Source organism: Saccharothrix hoggarensis, from assembly GCF_042678885.1.
Taxonomy (GTDB): Bacteria; Actinomycetota; Actinomycetes; order Mycobacteriales; family Pseudonocardiaceae; genus Actinosynnema; species Actinosynnema hoggarensis.
In genome coordinates this window covers 23,497-30,720 of record NZ_JBHTLK010000065.1, presented here as the reverse complement: position 1 = coordinate 30,720, position 7,224 = coordinate 23,497, and the positions used below count along the sequence as shown (strand labels likewise).

The window sequence follows — 7,224 nt, the reverse complement described above, 5'->3', positions numbered from 1 at the left end:
GCACGCTGCCACCGCCGCCGAGCGCGCCCAGCGCCAGGCCGACGACGGCGCACGCCGCGCCCGACCCTCCTTGGCCGCGTCCAACAGCTCCCGGACCTCCGGCCCGGCCAACGCCAGCACCCCCGCCAGCGCCTCCACCGTGCGCCGCTGAGGACCCCTGGCCCGACCGCGTTCCATGTCGCTGATCGCCCGCACGCTCACCCCGGAGCCCTCCGCCAGCTCCTCCTGGGTCAGCCGCACCCGCAACCGGTGCGCCCGCAGCAGCTCACCGAACGTCATCCCCACGCCCCGACATTAGTGGCCGGGCGCCCAATCGAGACCCCGCGGTCGCGGCGATGCCGATCACGTCGGTTTCCCGTGACCCGCGCCTGGTAAGACCACACCCCATGAAGTGGTACGCGGATCGTCCGACCCGACTGGCGCGGCAGGTGGTGGCCGACCTCGTCGCGGTCGCCTGGACGTGGTTCTGGGTGACCCTCGCCCTCGCGGTGGGGGAGGCGGTCCGCACGCTGCGCGCGCCCGGCGACGGGCTCGTCGACGCGGGCAACGCCCTCTCCGACACCTTCGGCGACGTCGCCGCCAAGGCCCGCGACGTGCCGCTGGTCGGCGGGAAGCTCGCCGACGCGCTCGACCGCGGCAAGTCCGCCGGCGGCACGCTGACCGACGCCGGTGGCGCCCAGATCGAGGCGGTCGAGTCCACCGCCCTGTGGCTCACCGTCGCCCTGATCGTCCTGCCGCTGGCGTTCCTGCTGCTCACGTGGCTGCCGCTGCGGATCAGGTACGCCCGGCAGGCCACCGTCGTCAGGCGCCTGCGCGACCAGGGCCGTCTCGACCTGCTCGCGCTGCACGCGTTGACGACGCTGTCGCTGCGCGACCTGGCGACGTTCCCCGGCGACCCGGCCGAGGGCTGGCGCCGGCAGGACCCCGAGGTCATCAGCGCCCTGGCCGCCCGACGGCTGCGGGCCGCCGGCGTCAGGGCGTGACCTCGCGGGCTCGGCCTCACGGCCGGTGACCTCACAGGTCGGGCTCACACCCGCGACCCCGCGGGCTTGGCCTCCGCGGGCCGTGACCTCGCGGGCTCGCCGTCACGGCCGGTGACCTCACAGGCTCGCCGTCACAGGCCGTGGCCTCGCGGACTCGCCGTGCGCGGGGTCCGCGGAGGCCCGACCCGTGCGTCCGGGCCCGTCAGTAGACGGGGCCGGTGTACTTCTCGCCCGGGCCCTGGCCCGGCTCGTCCGGGTACGCCGACGCCTCGCGGAACGCCCGCTGCACGGACTGCAGGCCCTCGCGCAGCGGCCCCGCGTGCGGGCCGAGGTACTCCACCGACGCCGTGACCAGGCCGGCCAGCGCGGTGATGAGCCGGCGCGCCTCGTCGAGGTCGCGGCGGGGGCTCGTGTCGGGGTCCTCGTCGGCCAGCCCGAGGCGTTCGGCGGCGGAGGAGAGCAGCATGAGCGCCGCCTTGCTGATCACCTCGACGCTGGGAACATCGGACAGGTCGCGGACGTTGTTCGAAGGCAGGTCGGTCACGGGAGCCATTCTCGCAACCACCCCGTCCGGGTCGCCGATTCGGGGGTTGACAAGGCCGTCTGCTAGTATTCTCCGCGCGACCAGTCCCCGCACCGTGGGGACGGCAAGTGGAGCCCCGCTCCCACCCGCGTCTGCCGCTTCGTGCAGGTGGCCGGGTCCGGTCCCTCGAGGGGTGGACTGCGCCCTTCGTTGTGCGATCGGTCGGAAGCGGGCCTCACACCGGGCAGGTGTGGGGCCTCTTGTCTTTGGCGCACAACGAGTCACAAAGGACGTGAATGACAAGTCCCTCGAACCGAGGTGCTCCCGCGAGCACCGAGCCGCGCATCAACGACCGCATCCGCGTGCCCGAGGTTCGTCTGGTCGGGCCGAACGGCGAGCAGGTCGGGATCGTTCGCATCGAGGACGCGCTCCGACTCGCCCAGGAATCGGACCTCGACCTCGTCGAGGTCGCCGCGCAGGCTCGGCCGCCCGTCTGCAAGCTCATGGACTACGGCAAGTTCAAGTACGAGAGCGCGCAGAAGGCACGCGAGTCACGCCGCAACCAGCAGCTGACGGTCATCAAGGAGCAGAAGCTCCGGCCGAAGATCGACCCGCACGACTACCTGACGAAGAAGGGCCACGTGGCCCGCTTCCTGTCGCACGGGAACAAGGTCAAGGTGACCATCATGTTCCGGGGCCGTGAGCAGTCCCGGCCGGAGCTGGGTTACCGACTGTTGCAGCGGCTCGCCGAGGACGTCGCGGAGCTGGGGTTCGTCGAGTCCAACCCGAAGCAGGACGGCCGCAACATGATCATGGTGCTGGCCCCGCACAAGACCACGAAGACCCGCCCGATCAAGCACGACGGCGCCGACGAGGCGACGGCGGAGTCTGTCGAGGAGTGATCTCCCGGCCCCCGGGCCGGGAGCAAGCATGGCCGCCCCCAACCCCGGTGGCTGCACGAGACTGAGGACGGAAATGCCCAAGAACAAGAGCCACAGCGGGACCTCCAAGCGAGTGAAGGTCACCGGCAGCGGCAAGCTCGTCCGCGAGAAGGCCGGCAAGCGCCACCTGCTGGAGAAGAAGTCCAGCAAGCTGACCCGCCGCCTCTCCGGCACGACCGAGGTCGCCAAGAACGACGTGCCGCGGCTGAAGAAGCTGCTCGGCCTCTGAGCGTCCGACCCTCGAGCGTCTGACCCTCCGAGGACCGAGACCTTCACCCCCTTGAACACCGGGGCCCTCCACCGGCCCCACGAGATCGACAGGATGGACCCGTGGCACGCGTCAAAAGGGCAGTGAACGCCCAGAAGAAGCGCCGTACCACCCTTGAGCTCGCCAGCGGCTACCGCGGCCAGCGTTCGAGGCTGTACCGCAAGGCCAAGGAGCAGGTGCTCCACTCGCTCAACTACGCCTACCGGGACCGTCGCGCCCGCAAGGGTGACTTCCGGAAGCTGTGGATCCAGCGCATCAACGCCGGTGTCCGCGCCAACGGCATGACGTACAACCGCTTCATCCAGGGCCTGCGGCTCGCCGAGATCGAGGTCGACCGCAAGATCCTGGCCGAGCTCGCCGTCAGCGACCCCGGCGCTTTCGCCGCCCTGGTCGAGGCCGCTCGCGCCGCGCTGCCCAGCGACGTGAACGCGCCCGTCGAGGACAAGGCCTGAGCGCGGACGACCGCCGCGCACCGCGACCCGGGGATGCTCCGTTCACCGAACGGACTCCCCGGGTCGTTGCAGCTAGGAGGCTGACCAGGCGCGCCGGCCGTGACCGGGCCGAGCGCTTCCTCGCCGAGGGCGCGCAGGCGGTGCGCGAGGCACTGGCGTGGGCCGCCGCCGGCCGGGGCCGCGTCCACGACCTCTTCGTCACCCCCGCCGCCGCCTCGCGGAACCCCGAGTTGGTGCGCGACGCCGTCGACGCTGGCGTGCCGGTCAGCTCGGTGACCGACAAGGCCGCCGCGTCGTTGTCGGAGACCGTCACGCCGCAGGGTCTCGTCGCCGTGTGCTCGTTGGTGGACGTGCCGCTGAAGGCCGCGCTCACGCCCGGCGTGCGGCTGGTCGCCGTGCTGCACGGCGTCGCGGACCCCGGTAACGCGGGCACCGTGGCACGGGTCGCCGACGCGGCCGGTGTCGACGCGGTGATCTTCGCGGGGGACACGGTCGACCCGCACAACGGCAAGTGCGTGCGCGCGTCCACCGGCAGCGTGTTCCACCTGCCCATCGCGCGGGTGCGGGACGCCGACGAGGTGTTCGCCGCCTGCCGCGAGGCGGGCCTGCGCCTGGTCGCCGCCGACGGCTACGCGGAGGAAGACCTGGTCACCGCCGACCTCCGGGGAGACCTGACCACCCCCACCGCGTGGGTCTTCGGCAGCGAGGCCCACGGCCTCCCCGACCACGTGGTGGCCACCCTCGACACCGCCCTGAAGGTCCCGATCTACGGCGGCGCCGAAAGCCTCAACCTCGCCACGGCCGCCGCGGTCTGCCTCTACGCCTCCGCCCGAGCCCAACGAGCCTGACCGGCCCGACGGGCTCCCCGGCCTCCCCGGCCCGACGGCCTCCCCTGCCCGACGGCCTCCCCTGCCCGACGGCCTTCTCCAGCCTCCCGGTTCGCCTCGGCGGCCCCAGCCCGCGGTGGCCCAGACCCCCACCTCGCCGCCGCGCGCGCCTCACCTGCCACACCGCCGGGTACCGACCTCGGCCCGGCGCGTCTGACCGCTCCGGCGTGGCTGACCACACGCTCACCGCGTGTGTCGGGGCCTGCGCAGGTGGGGCCTTGGCCGGCTTCCGTTCTGTTCAAGGCGACGCGCGAAGTGCGATTTGGTTCTAGCTGGACCGACGGTTCGCACGATGTGGTGATCTTGGTTGACATGGGCGGTGTGTGCTGGGGCGCGCGGCGCGCCCCAGCACAGACCGCGCGGTCAGGACTCCAAGCGGCTGGTCAGGGCACGGAGGACCGGGTCCGTCGAGGTGGGCTTGTCCTGCGCTCTCAGGGCTTCTTCGAGGACGTTGGCGGTGTCGCCGAGGATCTGGGGCGGTGTGTCGTCAGCGATCAGGGTGGCCGCGCGGCGGGCCTCCGCTTCGGCGTTGACCGCGTCGCCGGACTCGAGCAGGAACTTCGCGCCGCGCATCACGAGGAACATCTGCCAGTCGGTGTCACCGAGCTGGGCGGCCAGTTCCTCGGCGATGCCGTTCTGCTCCACGGCCGCCGCGTGCTCGCCCGCCTGGATGTGCAGGAACGCCCGGATCGCGGCGATCCGCGCCGTCAGGTGAACCCGGTGGTCGTGGTCTTCCACGGACGGCAGCAGTTCCTCGGCCGCGGTGAGGGTGGCGGCGCATTCCGCGGCCTCGTCGTTCGGCAGGGCGGCGGCCGCCTCGACCAGCGAACCCGCCGCCTCGGCGAACTCCGACACCTCCTGCCACGCCGCCGCGGCGCCCTGGTAGGCGGACGCCGCCTCGGGCTGCCGGTCCAGCCGCCGCAGCACGCCCGCCAGCACCTCCAGCACCATCGCGCGCCGCCACGGCTCGTCGGCCGGGACCAGGCCCAGCGCGACCTCCAGGTGCCGCCGGGCGGCCTCGGTCTCGTCCAGCCGCGCGCACACCTGGCCCAGCCGGTAGCGGACGGGGACGACGGCGTCGGGGTCGACCTCGCCGCCCTCGATCACGCGGACGGCTTCCTCCAGCGCCTCGGCGGCTTCCACGAGCCTGCCCGCCTTCAGGTAGCCGCCGGCCAGCGCGTAGCACGCCTTCGCCACGTCGTCCGGCACGCCGACGTCGTGACCGGCGCTGACGGCCTCACGCAGTTCGACCAGGTGCTCCGCCTCCAGCCCCAGCCGTTCGAGCGACGCCACGCGCTGCCGGTGCGTCTCCGCCGTCCACGGCCCGCGCGGCGTGCTGAACGCGGCGACGAACTCGGCGGCCGTGCGGACGGCGTCCTCCGCGTCACCGCGCACGGTCTGGATCTTCAGCAGCAGGCGCAGCGCGTCGAACCGCACGGAAGCGGGCGGGTCGGTGGCGAGCACGTCCACGACCTCGGCGTGCGCCTCGTCCATCTGCCCGACCGTCGCCAGGTACTGCGCCCGGTCGGACCGCGCCCGCGTCACCAGCTCCGGCACCTCGGCACGGGCCAGCTCCAACGCCTCACCGGTCAGCACGCCCTGCTCGTCGGTCTCGTCCACGTCGGCGAGCAGGTCCGCCAGCAGCAACCGCGTCAGCACGCGCGTGTACGCGGTGCCGGTCGCCTCGGCCTCGGCCAGGCACGTCCGGACCACCTCGACGCACGCCGCCGGCCCTTCCTCCTCCGCGCGCAGCCCCGCGCCACGGGCCCGGTACCGGTTGGCCAGGTCGTGCTTCCCGCACGCGACCAGCCGCTCGATCGCCGCGTCGAGGTCCGCCAGCACGTCCGCCCGCGGCCGCGAGTGCCCGCTGACTGTCGCCCGCCGCGCCGCCACCAGGGCGCCGAGCGACTCGGGCAGCAACGGGTCGAGGTCCTCGGGCAGCGACCGCAGCAGGCGCATCCCGACGATGAACTCGCCCCGGTCGAACGCCGCGCACATCCGCTGCGCCAGCTCCACCGGGTCCGCGACCACCACCGGCTCCTCCTCGACCGCGGGCGCCGGGGGAGACGGGAGCGGCACGGCCAGCGGGACCGGGATCGTGTCCGGCGCGGCCAACGTCTGCCGGATCCGGGTGCTCACCGCGGTGCTGCCGTTGCGCCGGTCGAACCGGGCCGCGATCTCCAACGCCTGCGCCTCCAGCAGCGCCCGCAGCTCCGGCGCGGACATCACTGTCGTCCGCCCGTCCCGCGGCACGGCGAACCGCTCGTCCGGTGACACGCGGCTCAGCAGCAGCGCGGCGCCCGCGGCGAAGTGCATGGCCCGCGACGGGCTGGTCGAGTGGTGCACCCGGTGCAGGTGGCCGCGCAGCAGGTCGACGCCACGGCCCACGTTGCCGGACGTCGCGCAGAACTCCAGGTGGTCGTCGAGGTAGCCGCCGACCAGGTCGTCGCGCACCAGCCGGTACGCCACCACGTGCGCCTGCCGCGCCCGGTCCACGTCGCCGAGCGCCACGAACGCGGGCGTCAACGTCGTCAGGATGCCCTGCGGCTGGGTCGCGCAGCCCGTCTCCTGCTCCAGCTGGTGCTCGGCGTGCGCGACCGCCTCGGCGTGCCTGCCCTGCCGGATCAGGTGCCCCGCTTGCTCCTCGACGACGCACGCCTCGCAGTCGCTCATCGGACCGCGGTCCACCGCCATGTACCGCGCGAAGTGCCGCCGGTACGCCTCGTCGTCGCCGACGTGCGCGGCCAGGTCGGCCCGCGCGCCGTACACCGGCTGCATCGAGTACCCGAGCCGCTGGTAGCGCGCCGCCAGCTGGTCCACGAACGAGCCGATCTGCTCCAGCGTGAACCTCGGGTCCGCGATCAGGCCGCCGACGATCCACTTGTGCGCCCAGTCGAAGCTGTGCGTCTCCCACTCGTCGAACGCCGTGGGGTCGCGCTGCTCGGCCGTGCCGCACCACGCGAACGGCGCGAGCATCAGGTCGTACCGGCCCAGGTCGTACGCCGAGCGGATCAGCGCGATCCGGCAGCTCACCGCGAGCGGCAGGTGGTCGACGGCGTCCGCGGCCCGCGCGGCGCGCTCCAGCGCCTCGTGCCGCGCCATGCCCTCCGGCATGTGGTACGCCTCCACGAACTGGCGCTCGGCGGCGTCCTTGTCCTCGTTCATCGCGG

The 7,224-nt window shown here is 73.3% G+C and carries 8 protein-coding genes; 5 read left to right on the top strand and 3 right to left on the bottom strand.

What is annotated here, in order from left to right:
• The coding region (locus ACFQ3T_RS15175) for a helix-turn-helix domain-containing protein (RefSeq protein WP_380723898.1) at positions 1–279 on the bottom strand (279 nt) is incomplete at its 3' end.
• Positions 280–386: 107 nt separating this feature from the next.
• Between ACFQ3T_RS15175 and ACFQ3T_RS15170 the strand changes: the two genes are divergently transcribed.
• Positions 387–983 carry a hypothetical protein gene (locus tag ACFQ3T_RS15170; RefSeq protein ID WP_380723894.1) on the top strand — a complete coding sequence of 199 codons (597 nt, stop codon included), beginning with the start codon at positions 387–389 and terminating at the stop codon, positions 981–983.
• Between the two features lie 202 nt (positions 984–1,185).
• Here ACFQ3T_RS15170 and ACFQ3T_RS15165 read toward each other — a convergent pair whose 3' ends face one another.
• Positions 1,186–1,536, bottom strand: coding sequence for a DUF1844 domain-containing protein (locus ACFQ3T_RS15165; protein ID WP_380723893.1), 351 nt, complete (start codon positions 1,534–1,536; stop codon positions 1,186–1,188).
• A gap of 266 nt (positions 1,537–1,802) precedes the next feature.
• On the opposite strand from ACFQ3T_RS15165, the gene infC reads away from it, so the two are divergent.
• The 4 genes from infC (at position 1,803) to ACFQ3T_RS15145 (ending at position 4,015) form a co-directional block, all read left to right on the top strand.
• Positions 1,803–2,408, top strand: coding sequence for a translation initiation factor IF-3 (gene infC / locus ACFQ3T_RS15160; RefSeq protein ID WP_380723892.1), 606 nt, complete (start codon positions 1,803–1,805; stop codon positions 2,406–2,408).
• Positions 2,409–2,481: 73 nt separating this feature from the next.
• The gene (gene rpmI, locus ACFQ3T_RS15155) at positions 2,482–2,676 is read left to right on the top strand and encodes a 50S ribosomal protein L35 (protein WP_053722438.1); all 195 of its coding nucleotides are present in this window, start codon (positions 2,482–2,484) and stop codon (positions 2,674–2,676) included.
• 101 nt (positions 2,677–2,777) lie between these two features.
• Positions 2,778–3,167, top strand: coding sequence for a 50S ribosomal protein L20 (gene rplT / locus ACFQ3T_RS15150; protein WP_380723891.1), 390 nt, complete (start codon positions 2,778–2,780; stop codon positions 3,165–3,167).
• Positions 3,164–4,015: a TrmH family RNA methyltransferase gene (locus ACFQ3T_RS15145; protein ID WP_380723897.1), complete on the top strand. Its 852-nt coding sequence runs from the start codon at positions 3,164–3,166 to the stop codon at positions 4,013–4,015. Before rplT ends, ACFQ3T_RS15145 begins: the two co-directional genes overlap by 4 nt.
• 402 nt (positions 4,016–4,417) lie before the next feature.
• Here the strand turns inward: ACFQ3T_RS15145 and ACFQ3T_RS15140 are convergent, their stop codons facing one another.
• Positions 4,418–7,219, bottom strand: a complete 2,802-nt coding sequence (locus ACFQ3T_RS15140) for a hypothetical protein (protein ID WP_380723890.1) — start codon at positions 7,217–7,219, stop codon at positions 4,418–4,420.
• Between the last annotated feature and the right edge of the window lie 5 nt (positions 7,220–7,224).